This is a genomic window from Dactylosporangium cerinum, assembly GCF_042653625.1.
Lineage (GTDB): Bacteria > Actinomycetota > Actinomycetes > Mycobacteriales > Micromonosporaceae > Dactylosporangium > Dactylosporangium cerinum.
Genome location: NZ_JBHSIU010000046.1, coordinates 400,614 through 416,710, shown reverse-complemented (window position 1 = coordinate 416,710; position 16,097 = coordinate 400,614). Strand labels below are relative to the sequence as shown.

Annotated in this window: 14 protein-coding genes and 1 pseudogene; 9 read left to right on the top strand and 6 right to left on the bottom strand. The window is 73.5% G+C overall.

Annotated elements, in window-relative coordinates:
• The first annotated feature begins 19 nt into the window (after positions 1 to 19).
• The 7 genes and pseudogenes from ACFPIJ_RS35750 (at position 20) to ACFPIJ_RS35720 (ending at position 7,254) form a co-directional block, all read left to right on the top strand.
• On the top strand, positions 20 to 445 hold the full coding sequence (locus ACFPIJ_RS35750) for a hypothetical protein (RefSeq protein ID WP_380121938.1): 426 nt from the start codon (positions 20 to 22) through the stop codon (positions 443 to 445).
• Complete coding sequence (locus tag ACFPIJ_RS35745; RefSeq protein ID WP_380121936.1) at positions 436 to 681, top strand: AraC family transcriptional regulator; 246 nt, start codon at positions 436 to 438, stop codon at positions 679 to 681. Before ACFPIJ_RS35750 ends, ACFPIJ_RS35745 begins: the two co-directional genes overlap by 10 nt.
• Positions 654 to 1,472 (top strand): annotated as a pseudogene (locus ACFPIJ_RS35740) (alpha/beta fold hydrolase); the annotation flags it as partial. The gene ACFPIJ_RS35745 and the pseudogene ACFPIJ_RS35740, both read left to right, overlap by 28 nt.
• Positions 1,376 to 2,362: an alpha/beta fold hydrolase gene (locus ACFPIJ_RS35735; RefSeq protein ID WP_380121935.1), complete on the top strand. Its 987-nt coding sequence runs from the start codon at positions 1,376 to 1,378 to the stop codon at positions 2,360 to 2,362. The pseudogene ACFPIJ_RS35740 and the gene ACFPIJ_RS35735, both read left to right, overlap by 97 nt.
• 3 nt (positions 2,363 to 2,365) lie before the next feature.
• The gene (locus ACFPIJ_RS35730; protein WP_380121933.1) at positions 2,366 to 3,160 is read left to right on the top strand and encodes an alpha/beta hydrolase; all 795 of its coding nucleotides are present in this window, start codon (positions 2,366 to 2,368) and stop codon (positions 3,158 to 3,160) included.
• Positions 3,161 to 3,238: 78 nt separating this feature from the next.
• Positions 3,239 to 4,591 carry an SWIM zinc finger family protein gene (locus ACFPIJ_RS35725; RefSeq protein WP_380121931.1) on the top strand — a complete coding sequence of 451 codons (1,353 nt, stop codon included), beginning with the start codon at positions 3,239 to 3,241 and terminating at the stop codon, positions 4,589 to 4,591.
• The gene (locus ACFPIJ_RS35720; RefSeq protein WP_380121929.1) at positions 4,588 to 7,254 is read left to right on the top strand and encodes a DUF7824 domain-containing protein; all 2,667 of its coding nucleotides are present in this window, start codon (positions 4,588 to 4,590) and stop codon (positions 7,252 to 7,254) included. The genes ACFPIJ_RS35725 and ACFPIJ_RS35720 overlap by 4 nt, the downstream gene beginning before the upstream one ends.
• Positions 7,255 to 7,402: 148 nt before the next feature.
• Here ACFPIJ_RS35720 and ACFPIJ_RS35715 read toward each other — a convergent pair whose 3' ends face one another.
• A complete protein-coding gene (locus tag ACFPIJ_RS35715; protein WP_380121927.1) occupies positions 7,403 to 8,254 on the bottom strand; it encodes an aminoglycoside phosphotransferase/kinase family protein in 852 nt (283 codons plus the stop codon).
• Between the two features lie 271 nt (positions 8,255 to 8,525).
• On the opposite strand from ACFPIJ_RS35715, the gene ACFPIJ_RS35710 reads away from it, so the two are divergent.
• Positions 8,526 to 11,471: a tetratricopeptide repeat protein gene (locus tag ACFPIJ_RS35710; protein WP_380121925.1), complete on the top strand. Its 2,946-nt coding sequence runs from the start codon at positions 8,526 to 8,528 to the stop codon at positions 11,469 to 11,471.
• A gap of 534 nt (positions 11,472 to 12,005) precedes the next feature.
• On the opposite strand, the gene ACFPIJ_RS35705 is transcribed toward ACFPIJ_RS35710, so the two are convergent.
• Complete coding sequence (locus tag ACFPIJ_RS35705) at positions 12,006 to 12,422, bottom strand: MarR family transcriptional regulator (RefSeq protein ID WP_380121923.1); 417 nt, start codon at positions 12,420 to 12,422, stop codon at positions 12,006 to 12,008.
• A 57-nt stretch (positions 12,423 to 12,479) separates the two neighbouring features.
• Here ACFPIJ_RS35705 and ACFPIJ_RS35700 point away from each other — a divergent pair, with 57 nt between their 5' ends.
• Positions 12,480 to 13,286, top strand: coding sequence for an alpha/beta fold hydrolase (locus ACFPIJ_RS35700; RefSeq protein ID WP_380121921.1), 807 nt, complete (start codon positions 12,480 to 12,482; stop codon positions 13,284 to 13,286).
• On the opposite strand, the gene ACFPIJ_RS35695 is transcribed toward ACFPIJ_RS35700, so the two are convergent.
• From ACFPIJ_RS35695 to ACFPIJ_RS35680, 4 genes are all read right to left on the bottom strand, one after another.
• On the bottom strand, positions 13,279 to 13,680 hold the full coding sequence (locus ACFPIJ_RS35695) for a hypothetical protein (protein ID WP_380121919.1): 402 nt from the start codon (positions 13,678 to 13,680) through the stop codon (positions 13,279 to 13,281). The genes ACFPIJ_RS35700 and ACFPIJ_RS35695 overlap by 8 nt on opposite strands.
• A 64-nt stretch (positions 13,681 to 13,744) precedes the next feature.
• On the bottom strand, positions 13,745 to 14,179 hold the full coding sequence (locus ACFPIJ_RS35690) for a hemerythrin domain-containing protein (RefSeq protein WP_380121918.1): 435 nt from the start codon (positions 14,177 to 14,179) through the stop codon (positions 13,745 to 13,747).
• 76 nt (positions 14,180 to 14,255) lie between these two features.
• Entirely contained in the window at positions 14,256 to 15,521 is a 1,266-nt protein-coding gene (locus ACFPIJ_RS35685) for an NAD(P)-binding domain-containing protein (protein WP_380121916.1), read from the bottom strand.
• A gap of 2 nt (positions 15,522 to 15,523) precedes the next feature.
• On the bottom strand, positions 15,524 to 16,072 hold the full coding sequence (locus ACFPIJ_RS35680; RefSeq protein ID WP_380121914.1) for an OsmC family protein: 549 nt from the start codon (positions 16,070 to 16,072) through the stop codon (positions 15,524 to 15,526).
• Positions 16,073 to 16,097 lie beyond the last annotated feature (25 nt).

The following is a 16,097-nucleotide window of genomic DNA, read 5'->3' as shown; positions in this document are numbered from 1 at the left end:
AACTGACCTTGGGGGCCGGATGGCGGTCTTGCTCGACACCCGGGGCATGTCGCCGGCCGAGTCGGCTGACGCCATCCACGCCACCCTGACCTCGCCGTCCGCGCCGGCGTCGGTCCTCGTCACGCCCGGCACCCACTCCGTCGTCGAAGGCTGGCGCATCGGCGCCGGGATCAACCTGCTGACCACCGACACCAGCGGCGGGCTGCACATGCGCCGCACCGCGCGGCACCTGCGCACCGACGCGCCGGAGCGGATCTCGCTGACCCTGAACACCCGCGGCACCTGCGACGCGCGGCAGTTCGACACCATCGTGCGGCGCGAGCACGAGCTGCATCTACTGGACCTGACGTCCGGGTATGACTCCCGCTGGCGCGGATCCCAGGCCGCGACCGCGTTCCTGGCCGACACCGCGACACCGCGACCCTGGGCTACCCGGTGGACCTGATCCGCGGCGCCGTCCCGTGGCTGCGGATGAGCCCCTTGCACGACCTGACCATGCGGCACCTGCTGGCCCTGCCCGCCGTCGCCCGGCGCACCCCACCGGGGGCCACCCACCGCACGCTCATCTCCGCCACGGCGCGCCGCTGGGGGTTCACCGACCCGCGGCACTTCGCCCGGCGGTTCCGGGCGGCCTACGGCATCACGCCCAGCGAATGGGTCCGGCGGCACCTGACGGGGTAGGAACCGTCAACTTACGGATGCGAGTGGCGCACCGATTCCCGCAGCGTGGTGGCACACCGACCGACGCTGAAGGGAACCACCATATGCAGACCACCCGCCGCACGCTGATCGCCGGATCGGCGGCGTTGGCCACCGGGGCGCTGCTCGCGTCACCGGCCTCCGCACACCCTCGGCGACCGACCATTGTCCTGGTGCACGGCGCCTTCGCCGACGCGTCCGGCTGGAACGACGTCGCCGGCATCCTGCTGCGCGACGGCTACCCGGTCATCGCGCCGGCCAACCCGCTGCGCAGCGTGTCCTCGGACTCGGCCTACCTGGCCAGCGTCCTGGCCACGCTGCCCGGGCCGCTGGTCCTCGTCGCGCACTCCTACGGTGGCATGGTCATCACCAACGCGGCCGTGAACAACGCGAGCGTCAAGGCGCTCGTGTACGTCGCGGCGTTCGCCCCGGACCAGGGCGAGACGCTGCAGGAACTGCAGCTGAAGTACCCGGGCAGCAAGCTCGACGGGACGGCGCTGGACTTCCGGCCGACCCCGACCCCGGACGGCGTGGGCAGTGTCGACGGCTACGTGAAGGCCTCGGTGTTCCGCGACGTGTTCGCCGGGGACCTGCCCCGCTCGACCACCGACCTGATGGCCGCGACACAGCGGCCCGGCGACATCCACACCCTGGGCGAGCCGTCCGGCGCGCCCGCGTGGAAGAGCGTGCCGTCCTGGTACCTGGTCGCGCGCAACGACAACCTCATCCCGGCCGCGGCGCAGCGGTTCATGGCGCAGCGGGCCGGCGCGCGCACCACCGAGGTCAACGCGTCGCACGTGGCGATGATCTCGCAGCCCCGAGCCACCGCCGACCTCATCAGGCAGGCGGCCCGCTGATGTACGTCACCACCACCGACGGCGCGTCCATCTTCTACAAGGACTGGGGCAGCGGCCGCCCGGTCGTGCTGTCGCACGGCTGGCCGCTGAACTCCGACAGCTGGGAGGCGCAGGCGCTGTTCCTGGCCGAAAACGGTTACCGGGTCGTCGCGCACGACCGGCGCGGGCACGGCCGGTCGACGCAGACCTGGCACGGCAACGACATGGACACCTACGCCGACGACCTGGCCACGCTGCTGAACACCCTGGACCTGCGTTCCGTGACGCTGGTCGGGTTCTCCACCGGCGGCGGGGAGGTGGCCCGGTACATCGGCCGGCACGGCACCGGCCGGGTCGCGCAGGCCGTGCTCGTCTCCGCCGTGCCGCCGTTCATGCTGCAGACGCCCGACAACCCCGGCGGGGTGCCGCTTTCCGTCTTCGACGGGATCCGGGCGGGTTCGCTGCACGACCGGTCGCAGACCTACAAGGACCTGGCCGCCGGGCCGTTCTTCGGCGGGGCCGCGTCGCAGGGCGTCCAGGACGCGTTCTGGCTGCAGTCGATGGCGTCCGGGCACCGCAACGCCTACGAGTGCATCGCCGCGTTCTCGGCCACCGACTTCCGCGACGACCTCGCGAAGTTCGACGTGCCGACGCTGGTCATCCACGGCGACGCCGACCAGGTCGTGCCGTTCTCCGTCGGCGGCCAGGCGTCGGCGGCGCTGATCAAGGGCGCTTCCTTGAAGGTGTATCCGGGCGCACCGCACGGCATCACCGACACCCACAAGGACCAGCTGGGTGCGGACCTCCTCGAATTCCTGAAGGGCTGAGACATGGCACCGGACACGATCGTCCTCGTCCACGGCTTCTGGGTCACCCCCCGCAGCTGGGAGGACTGGATCACGCACTACGAGCAGAAGGGCTTCAAGGTCGTCGCGCCCGCGTACCCCGGCTTCGAGGTCGAGGTCGAGGCGCTCAATGCCGACCCGCACATCATCGAGAAGCTCACCGCCCACGACATCATCGACCACCTCATCGACGTGGTCAGCGCCCTGCCGACGCCGCCGATCATCATGGGCCACTCCGCGGGCGGCGCCTTCACCCAGGTGCTCATCGACCGGGGCTACGGCACGTCGGCGGTCGCGTTGAACTCCGCGCCGACCGAAGGTGTCCTCGTCACCCCACTGACGCAGATCAAGTCGACGTTCCCGGTGCTGAAGAGCCCCGCGAACCGGCACAAGGCGGTGCCGTTGACGCTGGAGCAGTGGACGTACGCGTTCACCAACACGTTCACGCCGGAGGAGTCCCGGCGCCTGTACGAGCGGTACGCGGTGCCGGCGTCCGGTGGCATCCTGTGGGACAGCGTGCTGGCGAACTTCATCCCGGGGCCGCAGGAGATCGCGGTGGACTACCACAACGCGGCGCGGGCGCCGCTGCTGTTCATCTCCGGCTCGGAGGACCACATCATGCCGCCGAGCGTGCAGCGGTCCAACGCGAAGCACTACAAGGCGGACACGGTGACGGAGATCCGGGAGTACCCGGGGTACTCGCACCTGCTGCCGGCGCAGGACGGGTGGCGGGAGATCGCCGACTACGCGCTGGACTGGGCGTTGCGGCACGCCCGCTGACGGTCCTTTTCCGGTGTCAGCCGGCTTGCTACCGGCTGGCACCGGAAAATGTCGTACCCGGGGACTACCTTCTGCGGCATGACGAACGCCGTCCAGTCGCTGAGCTATCTCGCCCCGTCGGCACTGCGTGACGGGGGACTGCAACTGCAGACCGCCGGTGGGGTGGCGCAGCGCGCCGCCACCGCCAACCCGCGGTTCTTCACCGGGTTTCTGACCACGCCCGCCGCCGCGTCGGCCGGGCTGCTCGCGGTGGCGGAGGTGGCCCGCACCCGGTATTTCCAGCCGTTGAGCCCGGCGAGCCTGGACCCGGTCGTCACCGGCAGCCGGGACCGGCTGCGGTTCGAGTCGTTCTCCGGCTGCTGCGGTGTCTATGCCCGCCTCGACGTGCTGCCCGCCGGGCTCGACGGTGAGATCGTCGACCACGGCACCACCAACGTCGACGTCAACACGCCGCTGCGGCAGGCGCTGCAGCGGCTCGTCGGGGCCGACCCGCTGCACGTCAGCGTCGGCCCCGACGACCTGACCGTGTCCACGATGGACGGCGCGGTGGTGGAGAAGAAGGTGCCGCTGCCCGCGCGCTGGCTGCGCGGGTTCGCGGAGGTGCAGGTCATCGCGTCCGGCTTCGACCCGCGCGCCGAGCTGTCCGCGGCCGAGGCGACCGCGTTCCTGCGCCGGTTGCCGGCCGCCAACGACCGCTCGGTGCTGTGGGCGGTCCCGGCCGGCCGGTCACTACGGCTCACGTCCCGGCCGGCGCCCGGCGCGGTCTGCCTGCCGGGACCGGGCCGGCTCGCCGCGCTGAAGCCGGTGCTGCGCTTCGCCAAGCGGCTGCGGGTCTACGGCCCGGCACTCACCACCGGCAGCGGACCCGTGTCGAGCACGTGGGAGCTGGACACCGGAGAGCTGCGCCTGTCGCTGACCCTGTCGCCGCAGCCCAGCCGCGGGTTCTCCGGCGAGGGCGCGGTCCTTGCCGCCCTCGCCGGCGACGACGTGGTCGACGACGCGGAGCTCATCAGCACGCTGCTCGCCTGGGACCCGACCGTCGACGTCGACGCCCTCGCCGAGCAGGCCGTCATGCCCGCCGCCCGGGTCAGGGCGGCGCTCACCCAGCTCGGCACCGCGGGGCAGGTCGGCTTCGACGTGTCCGAGGCGGCCTATTTCCACCGGGTGCTGCCCTATGACGCCGAGCGGGCCGAACGGCACAACCCGCGCCTGGTCGGCGCCCGCACGCTCGTCGAGACCGGTGCGGTGAGCCTCGACCCGACCGGAGCGACGGTGCGCAGCGGCGAGGAGGTCTACCGGGTCCGGGCCGTCGACGGCGGCCTGCACTGCACCTGTGCCTGGTGGGCGAAGTATCGCGGCGGCCGGGGACCGTGCAAGCACGCCCTCGCCACCGAGCTGGCCCGCGTCGGCGCCGTCGAGGTGGCGCGGTGAACCTCTTCGGCCGCCGCCCCGCCGGACCCGTCGACTGGCCGGCGCTGCAGGCCCTGCTGGAGAAGGGCAAGTTCGCCGCCACCGTCGAGGCCCTGCACGACCTCGACGAGGAGCAGCGGGCCGGGCTCGGCAAGGAGCTCGTCGCGCTGCGCCACCCGTCCGGCACCTGGTTCGCCGCGAACGAGGCCAGCGCGTATGCGGTCGCCGCCGTCGGGTGCGCGTCGACGGCGGCCAAGGCCGTCGCCGTGATCGCCCGGCACGGCTGGCCCTGGTCGGCGATCCAGCCGCAGCCGGTGCTGCGCGCCGTGGCCGACCGCGGCGTGCCCTGGCTCGGCGAACTCGCCGACCGCCTGGCCGAGCGGCTGCCGCGCGACGGTGCGTTCCAGCCGTGGCGCCTCACCGCCGACCTGGTCCTCGCCGCGGGCACGCCGGTGCCGACCAGCGAGCGGTTCGTCGACGGCTGGCTGCTGTCGCTGCAGGTGGGCCAGCGCGAGCGGTCGGTGCTGGACGCGCTGCGGGCCAGCCCGTTCACCGACACCCTGCTGCCGCTGGCCTTCGAGCGGGACGGGATCGCCGCGTCGATCGGCGTCTGGGACGCGGCGACCAAGCACTACGACTCCGGGCCCGGCATCCTCCTCGCGATCGCGGTCCTGGTCGGCGAGGGCCGCTTCCCGCGCGACGGTGCGCTCGACCGCTGCCTGGACGCGCTGCTCGGCGGCCGCCCCAACGCGGTGTCCCACGGCCTCGTCCGGTTCCACGACGCCTTCGCCCCGACCGGGCCGGAGATCGCCGCCCGCACGACGATCTACCTGAAGCTGCTCACCGACGCCATCGGCGCGGTGGCGACCATGGCGCAGAAGGTGCTCAAGGCCGCCGACGCCGACGGCACCCTGGAGCTGGAGTCGCTGCTGGACGCGTCCCGCACCGTCCTCGGCCGCAGCGAGAAGGGCCTGGTCAAGGCGCAGCTGATCTGGCTGGAGAAGCTGGCGAAGCGGCTGCCCGACCGCGCCGCGGAGATCGCCGAGGTGGTCGCCGTCGCCACCGACCACCCCGACGTGCAGGCCCGGGACCGCGCTGCGGCGTTCCTGGCCCGGCACGGGTCCGCTCCGGACGCGCCGGGTGCCGCACAGGTGGTGGAGCCGGATCTGCTGCCCGGCCCGGTCGACGCGGCCGACCTGCCCGAGCCGATCGTCTCGCCCGACGAGCTCGCCGAAGAGGTCGCCGCCCTCGGCCAGGCCGCCTGGAGCATGGTGCCGGTCGAGCGGGTCCTCGCCGCGCTGGTGCGCCTGCACGCCACCGACCCGCACTCGCTGCGGGCCGCGCTCGCACCGGTGATGCAGCGGGTCGACGGGCAGCTCGGCAACGACTGGTGGTCCTCCGACGCGCACCGGTCGGCCGCCGCGTTGTTCACCGCCGCACTGAACAAGGCCGCCGGGCTGCCGTTCGTGCTGGATGAGGCGACCCGGGTGCTGCGCGGCACGCCGGCGGACATCCGGGTCGGCAATGCATACATGAAGCTGCACGGGGTGCTGATGACCCGGATCGCCGAGGTCGTCGTGCGGCTGTCGACCGAGCCGGTGCCCGCGCTCGTGGCGACCCCGACGCAGGTCAACGGGCTGATCGACCCGGCGGCCCTGGTCGAGCGGCTGGCCCGCGCCGAGCGGGAGGCCTGGGAGCCGTGGCGGCGTGACCTGCGCCAGGCGCTCTACCGGCTGCCCCTCGACGTCGACGGCGACGTGCTGCGGCAGGCCCGCACGCTGCGTTCCGAGTCCGGCCGGATGCTGGTGGAGTGGCTGGAGGCCGGCGGCCCGGGCCGCCCCGAGGTCCACGTGGTCCGCGTGCACCGCCAGAGCGCCGAACGCGGCAGATATGTCGAGTGGCTGCCCGAGTCCCGCTTCTACGCCACGTCGGCGCCCGCCACCGGGTCCGGCCTCGACCCCTATCACCTGACCGACCTGACCCCGCCGCCGGTCCTCAACGCCGACATGGGCTCGCACAACTGGGCCGCCCTGTGGCCGTCGGTGCTGCCGGCCCAGCGGGAGGTCGTCGCGGCCTGCCTGCTGCCACTCATCGCCTCGGCCGCCGACCTCGACAACGCCCGCGGCGACGCGCGCCTGCTGCCGCTGCTCGCCGAGCTGACCGGCCCGGCCGGCCCGGCGACGTGCACCGCCGTCGCATACGGCCTGGCCGCCGCTCAGGCCGACGAGCGCATCGCCGCCCTGGACGCGCTCATCGCGATCGGTGGGCTGGACGGCTTCGACGGCGGCGAGCTCGGCGCGCAGCTGGCCCGCCTGGCCGGCACCAAACTCATCGTCCTGAGCCGCACCGTGACCCAGCTCGAGGAGGCGGCCCGCATCGCGCCCGCGATGACCTGGCGGGTCGCGGCCGGCGCCCTGACCGGACTGCTGCCCGCCGAGCACGCGGGCCGGGTGCCGGGACCAGCCACCGCGCGGTCGGCGGCCGGCGGCGGCCGGGCCGGCACCGAGCGACCGGCCCGGACCACCCCGCGCGGGCTGCCGGACCTGCTGACGCTCGCGTCGGCCGCTGCGGCGGCCTCGGGGTCGCGGGGTGAGGTGCCGGGCCTGGCCGAGCTCGCGGCCCGGACCGGCTCGACGAGACTGGTCGTCGAGGCCAGACGCCTCCACCGGACCCTGACCGCCTGATCGTGGGCCGGCCAAGGCCTGTGTCGAGTAAAAGTCGGTGCGAGGTGAGGTCCAGCGCCTGGGCCGGTCCGGTGCAGCGTGCCGGGCCAGCCTGGGCGAGTCGTCGGGGCCGCTGCAGCCCGGCGCCTACTTCGACACAGGCCCTGGGTCAGGCGTTGGCGCGGCGGAGGCGCTCGGCGGCCTGGGTCCGCAGCGCGTCGCCGCACACCGGGGGCTGGCCGTGCAGTGCTTCCCAGCGGGCGTTGTGGGCCGCCGGCCACAGGCTGGCCGCCCACACGACCTGCAGCTCCCCGGCCGTGAACGCCCGCCCCCGGACGTCCTGATAGGCCGCCACGAACGCCTCGGAGCTCTCGATCGGCGCCAGCGTCGGCAGCCCGGCGCCTCTGGGGAACACCCCGCTCGCCGCTCCCACCAGGGCCGCCTCCGGTTGCCACGCCAGGCTGTCCCAGTCGTGCACCGCCCACACCTGCGGGCCATGCCAGCGCAGGTTCTGTGCCTCGAAGTCGGCGTGGCCCAGCACGCACGGCAGGCCAGCGGTCAGCAGCCGCCCGCGGGCCCGTCCGGCCGTGTCGACGACGTGCGCGGGCACGACCCGCTGGTCCCGGTCGTCGAGGAACCCGATCGCCGGCCACACCCCGGCACCGGCGTGGTCCCAGCGCACCCAGCGCGGGTTCGGCAGCGGTGGCGCGACGGGCACGCCGGCCAGGTCAGCCGTCAGCCGGGCGAACACCTCCGCGTAGCGCACGGCCACGTCAGGCGTCTCCCCGGACACTATGTCACCGCCGGGCCGCAACTCCTCGGCGTGCACGGCCAGGGCGCCGGCCCGGACCACCGGCGTCAGCGGCCGGGCGCACGGAAATCCACGCTCGGCCAGCCATGCCTGCGCCGCGACACAGGACGCGGCCCGGCCGTCGTCGGCGCGCGCCTTGACCACGACCTCCAGGCCTGAGGCCAACCGGAGACCGAACACCGCGGAGATCTGTTCGAGCCCGAACAGCATTTCGGCAGGCTCGGCACCGAGCTGGCGCAGACACCAACCCGGCAACCAGTCCGGCACACCGTCCAAACGGCGCGGCTCCTCGTTCGCACAACCGTGCAGAACCCCTGATCGCCGGCACCGGTGCCCTCGTGTCGCCGGTGCCGGCGTGCTGGTTCCATCGTCGCGGAGGACGGGCCGGGGTGCCAGGACGTTGACCGGAATCTCATCGGAACTTGTCGTACCGGCGGCGTACGGTTGTCCGGCAGGGGGCAGCTCCGGCGCGAGGATGGCGATGAGCGAGGTCGAAGGTTCGAGGGCGTTCGGGGCGCTCGTCCGTGCCCACCGGCGCAGGCTGGGGCTGACCCAGGACGAGCTGGCCACGAAGGCGGGGCTGAGCGTCCGCAGCATCGTGAAGCTCGAAGGCGGCCGGATCGCGGTGCCGCGCCCGCCGACGGTGCGGCTGCTCGCGGAGGTGTTCGGGCTGACCGGCACCGACGCCGAGGACTTCCGGCGGACCGCGGCCGGCGTGGACACCGGGTCGACCGCGGCGCTTCCCGCGCCGGCCGCCGGGCGGGTGCCGGCGCAGCTGCCGCCCGACGTGTCGACCTTCACCGGGCGGGCAGCGCAACTGGCCGCCCTCGACGCGATGGCCGCCGAGGCCGCCGACCAGCCGACGGCGGTGTTCGTCGCGGTCGTCACCGGGCCGGCCGGGGCCGGCAAGACCGCGCTTGCGGTCCGGTGGGCACACCACGTCCGGGACCGGTTCCCCGGCGGCCAGCTGTATGTCAACCTCCGCGGACACGACCCAGCCCAGCCGATGACCACCACCGAGGCGCTCGGCCGGTTCCTGGCCGCGCTCGGGGTCGCCGTGCAGGACGTGCCCGTCGACGCGGACGAGCGGGCCGCCCGGTTCCGCACCGAGATCGCCGACCAGCGGGTCCTGCTGCTGCTGGACAATGCGTCGTCGGCCGAGCAGGTCCGGCCGTTGCTGCCCGGCACCGGGTCCTGCACGGCGCTGGTCACGAGCCGGGACACGCTGCCCGGGCTCGTCGCCGTCGACGGTGCGCGCCGGGTCGAAGTCGACCTGCTGCCGCCCGGCGACGCGGAGGCGCTGCTGCGGCGGCTGATCGGGCCCCGGGCCCGCACCGAGCCCGGTGCCGTGGCCACCCTCGCCGAGCAGTGCGCGCGGCTGCCGCTGGCGTTGCGGGTCGCCGCCGAGCTGGTGGTCGCCCGGGCCGGCGCCACCCTCGCCGACCTCGTCGCGGAGCTGGAAGACCAGCGGCAGCGGCTGGCCCTGCTCGCCGCCGGCGACGACCCGCGGGCGTCGGTGTCGGCGGTGCTGTCGTGGTCGGTCCGGCACCTGCCGCCCGGCGCGGCCCGCATGTTCGGCCTGCTCGGCCTGCACCCCGGCGCCGACTTCGACGCACACTCGGTCGCCAGCCTGACCGGCGACACCCCGGCGCAGGCCCGCGCGGTGCTGGACCAGCTCGCCCGGGCGCACCTCGTGCACCGGACCGCCCCGGGCCGTTACGGCATGCACGACCTGCTGCGGGCGTACGCCGCCGAACACACCCAACACCCGGCCGACGCCCCCCGCGGGCGGCTGTACGACTACTACCTGACCACGGCGGCGGCCGCCATCGACCTGCTGTTCCCCACCGTCACCACCGGCCGGCCACAGCCCGCCGCCCCGCCGCTATCACCGGCCCCCGGCGCCCTGTCCCCAGCAGCAGCACCCCCGAGCGACGGCGCCGGGCTGTCGGAGGCGGACGGCGGCGCCGCGCTTCGGGGTGTCGGCGCTGGGTCAGGGGCGGGTGCTGTGCTGCCGGAGGGCGGCGGAGGCGCCGGGTCCCTGGATGGTGGCGCTGGGTTGGGGCCGGGTGCCGGGTCGTCAGGTGGGCATAGTGGCGCCGTGGTCGGGCCGGGTGCCGGGTCGTCGGGTGGGGACGGTGGCGCCGGGTCCGGGGTGGCTGCTGGAGTGCCGGACGGCGGGGGCGGCGCTGCGCTTCGGGGTGTCGGCGCTGGGTTTGGGGCGGGTGTTGCGTTGCCGGAGGGTGGTGGACGCGCCGCCGGGGCTCCGGATGGTGGCGCTGGGTTGGGCGCAGGTGCCGGGTTGTCGGACGGGGACAGCGGCGCTGGGTATGGGGCGGATGCGGCGTTGTCGGACGGTGGGGCCGGGTTGGGGGTGGGTGCCGGGTTGCCGGACGGGGACCCAGGCTCCGCGCTTCGGGGTCGGCCCTTCGCACTTGCGGCGAGTGGGTCGTTGCCGGTGCTGGTCGACGGGGCGGCGGCGCGCAGCTGGCTGGACAGCGAGCGGGTGGCGCTGCTGACGATCGTGGCCGAGACCGCGACCGGTGGCTGGCCCGGCCACGCCGTGCGGTTGTCGGCGATTCTGCTGCGGTATCTCGCCGCTGGGCAGCCCGCCGACGCCGTCGCCGTGCACGGGCATGCTCTCGATGCGGCCCTGGCCCTCGAGGACCGGGGCGGGGAGGCCGACAGCCGGACCGCGCTCGGTGCCGCGTTGCTGCGGCTGGGCCGGGCCGAGTTCGCCGCGGGGCATCTCGAACGGGCCGTGGTGCTGCATGGCGACCTCGGCAACCTGACCGGCGAGGCCCGCGCGACCATCAACCTGGGTCTGGTCGCGGCACATCTGCACCAGCTACCGGCGGCGGCCGGCTCCTTCGAGGCGGCGGTGCGGCTGTGCCAGCGGGCCGGTGACCGGGTCGGTGAGGCCAGGGCCCTCAACAACCTCGGCCTCGTCGAGGAGCGGATGGGCCGCTACGGTCCCGCCGGCGAGCACCACCGGCGGGCGCTCGTCCTGTACCAGGAGGTCGGCAACCTGCTCGGCGAGGCGAGCGCCCTGACGGACCTGGGCATCGTCGAGCATCGCCTCGGGCGGCCCGAGGCGGCGGCCGAGCAGCACCGGCAGGCCCTCGCGCTGTTCCTCGACGGGCATGACCGGATCGGCGAGGCGTGGGCGCGCAACGGTCTCGGCGAGGCCGCCCGGGTGCTCGGCGACCCGGCCGGCGCGCTCACCCACCACGCGGCCGCCCTCGCCGCGGCAACGGTCGCCGACGCCCGCGACCAGCAGGCGCGCGCGCACCTTGGGCTCAGCGAGGCCCACGCGGCCCTGCACGACCTGACCGTCGCCGGCGTGCACCGCGAGCAGGCGATCGCCCTGTACGCCGAGCTCGGTATGCCGGAAGCCGACGAACTGCGGGCCGCGGACCCGACGTAGAAGCGCGCCAGGTCTCCGGCGCGTGGTGGACCGTCGGTGGGGTTCGCGTGTGTGGCTGTCGGTCCGACTGTGGCCGGCCCGGCTTGGGCCGTTTCCGCCGCGAGTTTGTCTGCGGCCAGGATGAGCACGCCGATGTTGACGGGCGCCAGGTTTCCGGCGGTGTGGTGGACTGTCGGCGGGTTCGCGTGTGGCGGGCCACCTGGGGGTTTGCGTGCCTAACTGTCGATCCGACTGCAGCTGGACCGGCCGGGACCCGTTCCCGCCGCAGGGCGTCCGCGGCCAGGACGATCACGACGATGTTGACGGCGACCTGGGAACGGGTGCCGCCGTCGGCACGTATTTCCAGCCAGGTCAGGCGTGGACCGCTGGGTCGCAGGACGTCCAGGCCCCGGTGGGCCTCAGTCAAATCCTAGCATCCTAGGACGGCAGAGGCGACGTGTCTGACGACACGCCTCAGTGTCGTCAACGATGCCGGGGGAGACCGGACGGCGAAAGCGGGCGGCAAGGTGGTCCATGCGTGACCCGGATGCGGAATCAGTGCCGGGTGAGGTGGTGGCCCAGGGTGTCCAGGGCGGCCAGGACCTCCGTCAGGTCGGCCGGGCGGTGCTCGCCGAGCGCGGCGGCGAGCGCGGGGCCGATGTCGACGGCGGCGACCTCGCGCTGGCGGGCGGTGGGTTCGGGGTTGCGGTGCAGCAGTTGGCGGCGCCGGTCGGCCGGGTCCGGGCCGGCGAGGACCGAGCCGGCCTCCCGCAGCCGGGCCACGGCGTTGGAGACCGCGCTCTGCGGCAGTCCCGTCCGTGCGGCGACCTCGCCGACCGTGGTGCCGGGGTGGTCGTAGACGTCGCTCATGACGATCACGACGGTCCGCTCGCCTCCGCCGGCCGAGGGCAGCGCCTGTTCGCCGATCTTCATGAGCGTCCGGCCGAGCAGCATCAGTTCCACGGGACCCATGTGAGGCAGGGTACATCATTCTTGATGCATCAGAAATGATGGGTTAGCGTGGGTGGCATGCAGACACAGGCGGACGGCGCGCACATCTACTACGACGTCACGGGGACCGGGCCGGTCCTGCTCATCTCGCAGAGCGGCGAGGGGGACGCCGATCGCACCGTGGACCTCGCCGGTCGGCTGGCCGAGCGGTTCACCGTGGTCACGTACGACCGGCGCGGCCTGTCCCGCAGCCGCCCCGACGACCCGTCCGCCCCGGTGTCGATCCGCCGGCACGCCGACGATGCGGCCGTGGTCCTGCGTCAGGTCACCGACGCGCCCGCACTGATGCTCGGCCTGAGCCTCGGTGCCGTCATCGGACTGCACCTGCTGGTCGCGCATCCCGGCAGCGTCGGTACCTTGATCGCGCACGAACCGATCGCACTGCGGTTCCTGGCTCCGGCCGACGAGGCCGCCGCCCGCGACAAGCTGGCGTCGGTGCGCCTGGCGCATCAGCGGCACGGCTGGCGCGCCGCTGCCGCGCAGGTCGCCGCCGTGCTCGGCATCAACCCGCACGACCAGGACACCGAGCCCGGCATCACCGCGTTCCCGTTCACGGAGGAGCGCGCCGCCAACTTCGAGTACTTCCTCACCAACGACCTCGACGCCGTCCTCGACGACACCCTCACCCTCGCCGATGTCCCCGCCGGCGCGCACATCCTGCCCGCGGTCGGCCGGACCAGCCCGACCGACGGCTTCGACTACCTCGCCGCGCTGGCCCTCGCCGCGCACCGCGGGGGAGAAGCACACCGGTTCCCGGGCGGCCACAACGGCAATCTCACCCACCCGCACGCGTTCGCCCGCTGCGTGCGTGAGCTGGTCAGCTGAGGTCGGACCCGGGTGGCCACACGTAGTGCGGCCCGTCTGAGTTCCGGACGAACAGCCGCCAGCACTCGACCGGCCCCGACGTCGCCGGGAACACCTCGATGCGCAGGTCTTGGCCGGTCGACAGGTGCAGTGCGCCGTCGTCGCGGAGGTGCGCCGCATGGACCAGCAGGCCGTTGTCGGCAGCGAGCGGGCCGTTCAAGATCGTTGCGATGCGGTCGAACTGGGTCTGATGCCGGTCGAAGGCAGTCGCCCGGTCCACCTGACCGGGCAGGGGATGGCGGTAGTCGGTCGAACCCAGCACGATCCTCGCACCGCGCACGATCCGGAACGGGCACTGCACGTGCAGGGCGAACTCCTCCTCGCCGCGGCTGAGGCCGACCTCGACCATGTCCATGGTGCGACAAGCGTAGGCACGAGCGCCCCCGTGGGATCGACGGTCAGGAAACGACCGGGCTCTATCAACCGTCGTGGAACCCGAAGACCTTCGCCGACCAGCCGGTGTCGGGGGTACCGGCGTCGAGCGCCGCACTGATCGCTCGTTCCTCGTAGGCGAAGTGCGATTCGAGGATCGCCGTGAGCCCGTCGAGTTCGCCGCTGACGGCGTCGTCGGAAGTGGCGGCGGCGATGCGGGACAGGATCCAGGCGATCAGTCCGTGGTCCTCGACGAGCTTGTCGACGGTGCCGGCGAGGTCGGGGCGGAGCCGCAGCAGCTCGGCGAACATGCCGGCGTCCTCGCCCTCGTGGTGCGCGGTCACGGCGGCGCAGAACGCGACGCAGTGGACGGTGAGATCTCGGCCGGCCTTGAGCGAAGCGAGCTGGGAGCGGAGTTTCTGGTGTGCCTGCGCGAGTTGCAGGCTGAGCGCGACAGCGCGGTCGCGGTCCTTGGGTGCCACAGTCGGCGGCCCTTCGGTCCCACACCTCCATGCCTGGCGCAGACCGCCACCGGCACGCGATGCTGTGATCATCCGATCACGGACCGGCCGTCTCCGGCAAGTTGACCGACTGGCCGAGGTGGCCGGCGAGGTGGTCGATCACGTCGCGGGCGTCGTCCTCGATGCCGTGGATGAACGTGGACTTGCGGCGGCGCAGGACGGGCAGGCCCAGCGCATACAGGCCGGGGCTGGCGAGCACCCCGCCGTCGTGCACGAGGCGGCCCTTCGCGTCCAGGACGGGCACGTCGAGCCAGTCGTACTCCGGCCGGAACCCGGTCGCCCACACGATGCTGCGGATCTCGCCGGAGCGCAGGTCGAGCTGCAACCGGCTCGAGGCGGGCACGGCGGTGGACGCAAACCGCTCCGGCGCGGAAAGGTCCGCGACGCCCGCGGGTAGGTCCGCGACGCCCAGCGCGTCGAACGTGTCGAGCAGGCGCTGCTGCTTGAGGTCGGCGAGGGCGAACACGTTGCGCAGGCCGCCGGAGAACAGGGCCTTACCGTCGCGGATCGCGGCCCAGCGGCCGACCAGCTGCACGCCGAGCGCGGTCAGCGTGTTGAGGTCGAGGGTGCTGCGGTCCGCGGTGCCGGCGAGCTGCGGCGAGGGCAGCCGCCGGGCGCGGGTCAGGTCGTCGATCTCGTCCCAGCGCTGGTCCCACACACCGGAAACGGACATCCACCACAGGATGTCGCGGCCGCGATACGTGCGCGGCAGCCGGGTGTGCTCACCGACCGACAGGGTCACCGGCCGGCCGGAGCGGTGCAGCTCGGCGGCGAGCTGCACGCCGGTCGCCGAGGCCCCGACGACGAGCACGCCGCCGTCGGGGAGCTTCTCGGGGCCGCGGTAGTCGAACGGCGTGAACTGCTCGATACCCTCGGGGACCGCCGCGCTGAAGGCCGGGACCACCGGCCGGTTGCAGGCGCCGCTGGCGATGACGACGGTCCGGGCCCGGAACGCACCGTTTGAGGAAAGAACCTGATACCGGTCGCCGGAATACGAGACCGACGTGACGGTCGTCGAGGTCCGCACGGGCGCGGCGGTGACGGTGGCGAAGCGCTCGACGAAGTCGACGACCTCGCCCATCGTCATGTACCCGTCGGGATCTGCCCCCTCGTAGCGGTGCCCGGGCAGGCGGGACTGCCAGTTGGGGGTGAGCAGGCGCAGGGAGTCCCACCGCTCACGGCGCCACGAGTTCCCGACCTCGCCGCGCTCCAGCACGACGTGGTCGATCGACCGTTCGCGCAGGAAGTGGCTGGCGGCGAGCCCGGCGTGGCCGGCGCCGATGACGACGGTGGTGACGTCCACGGTCAGGCGACCTCGACGGTGACGTCGGTCGGGTTGGTGAGCGCGTCGAAGACGGCGGAGCGCTTCTGGGACTGGGCGACGAGGGCCTCGATCTCCTCCTTGGAGGCGTCGGCGTCGATGCTGAACGTCACCTTGATGTCGTTGAAGCCATTGCGGACGTCGGGGTCGGCGCCGAGGATGCCGCGGATGTCGTGCTTGCCCTCCACGACCGCGTCGACGGAGCGCAACTGGATGCCGCGGTTCTGGGCGACGGACGCGACGCCCGCGGTGAGGCAGCCGGCCAGGCCGACGAGCAGGTATTCGATCGGGGTGATGCCGTTGTCCTCGGCGGCGAAGACCGCGGGGTGGTCGGCGTCGAACACCGACTCGCTCTTGTGGCTCTGCTCGGCGCCGAGGCCGAAGAACTGCTGGACGCGGGTGGTGCTGTGCACGCCGTGGTCCCACTTGGACGTGGCCCGCCAGGTGAACTGCGCGGCCTCGGGCGCGCCCTGCAGCGCGGTGCGGGCCTCGAGCAGTGCCTGCACATTGACGCCGTTCTCAACCGTTGTCATCAGGTGGAGTTCCCTTCGATCCACT

Excerpts from the sequence above, each read along its gene's own strand:
- ACFPIJ_RS35750 (WP_380121938.1), top strand. The coding sequence starts at position 20 with ATGGCGGTCTTGCTCGACACCCGGGGCATGTCGCCGGCCGAGTCGGCT.
- ACFPIJ_RS35730 (WP_380121933.1), top strand. The coding sequence starts at position 2,366 with ATGGCACCGGACACGATCGTCCTCGTCCACGGCTTCTGGGTCACCCCC.
- ACFPIJ_RS35725 (WP_380121931.1), top strand. The coding sequence starts at position 3,239 with ATGACGAACGCCGTCCAGTCGCTGAGCTATCTCGCCCCGTCGGCACTG.
- ACFPIJ_RS35715 (WP_380121927.1), bottom strand. The coding sequence starts at position 8,254 with ATGCTGTTCGGGCTCGAACAGATCTCCGCGGTGTTCGGTCTCCGGTTG.
- ACFPIJ_RS35710 (WP_380121925.1), top strand. The coding sequence starts at position 8,526 with ATGAGCGAGGTCGAAGGTTCGAGGGCGTTCGGGGCGCTCGTCCGTGCC.
- ACFPIJ_RS35705 (WP_380121923.1), bottom strand. The coding sequence starts at position 12,422 with ATGGGTCCCGTGGAACTGATGCTGCTCGGCCGGACGCTCATGAAGATC.
- ACFPIJ_RS35700 (WP_380121921.1), top strand. The coding sequence starts at position 12,480 with ATGCAGACACAGGCGGACGGCGCGCACATCTACTACGACGTCACGGGG.
- ACFPIJ_RS35695 (WP_380121919.1), bottom strand. The coding sequence starts at position 13,680 with ATGGACATGGTCGAGGTCGGCCTCAGCCGCGGCGAGGAGGAGTTCGCC.
- ACFPIJ_RS35680 (WP_380121914.1), bottom strand. The coding sequence starts at position 16,072 with ATGACAACGGTTGAGAACGGCGTCAATGTGCAGGCACTGCTCGAGGCC.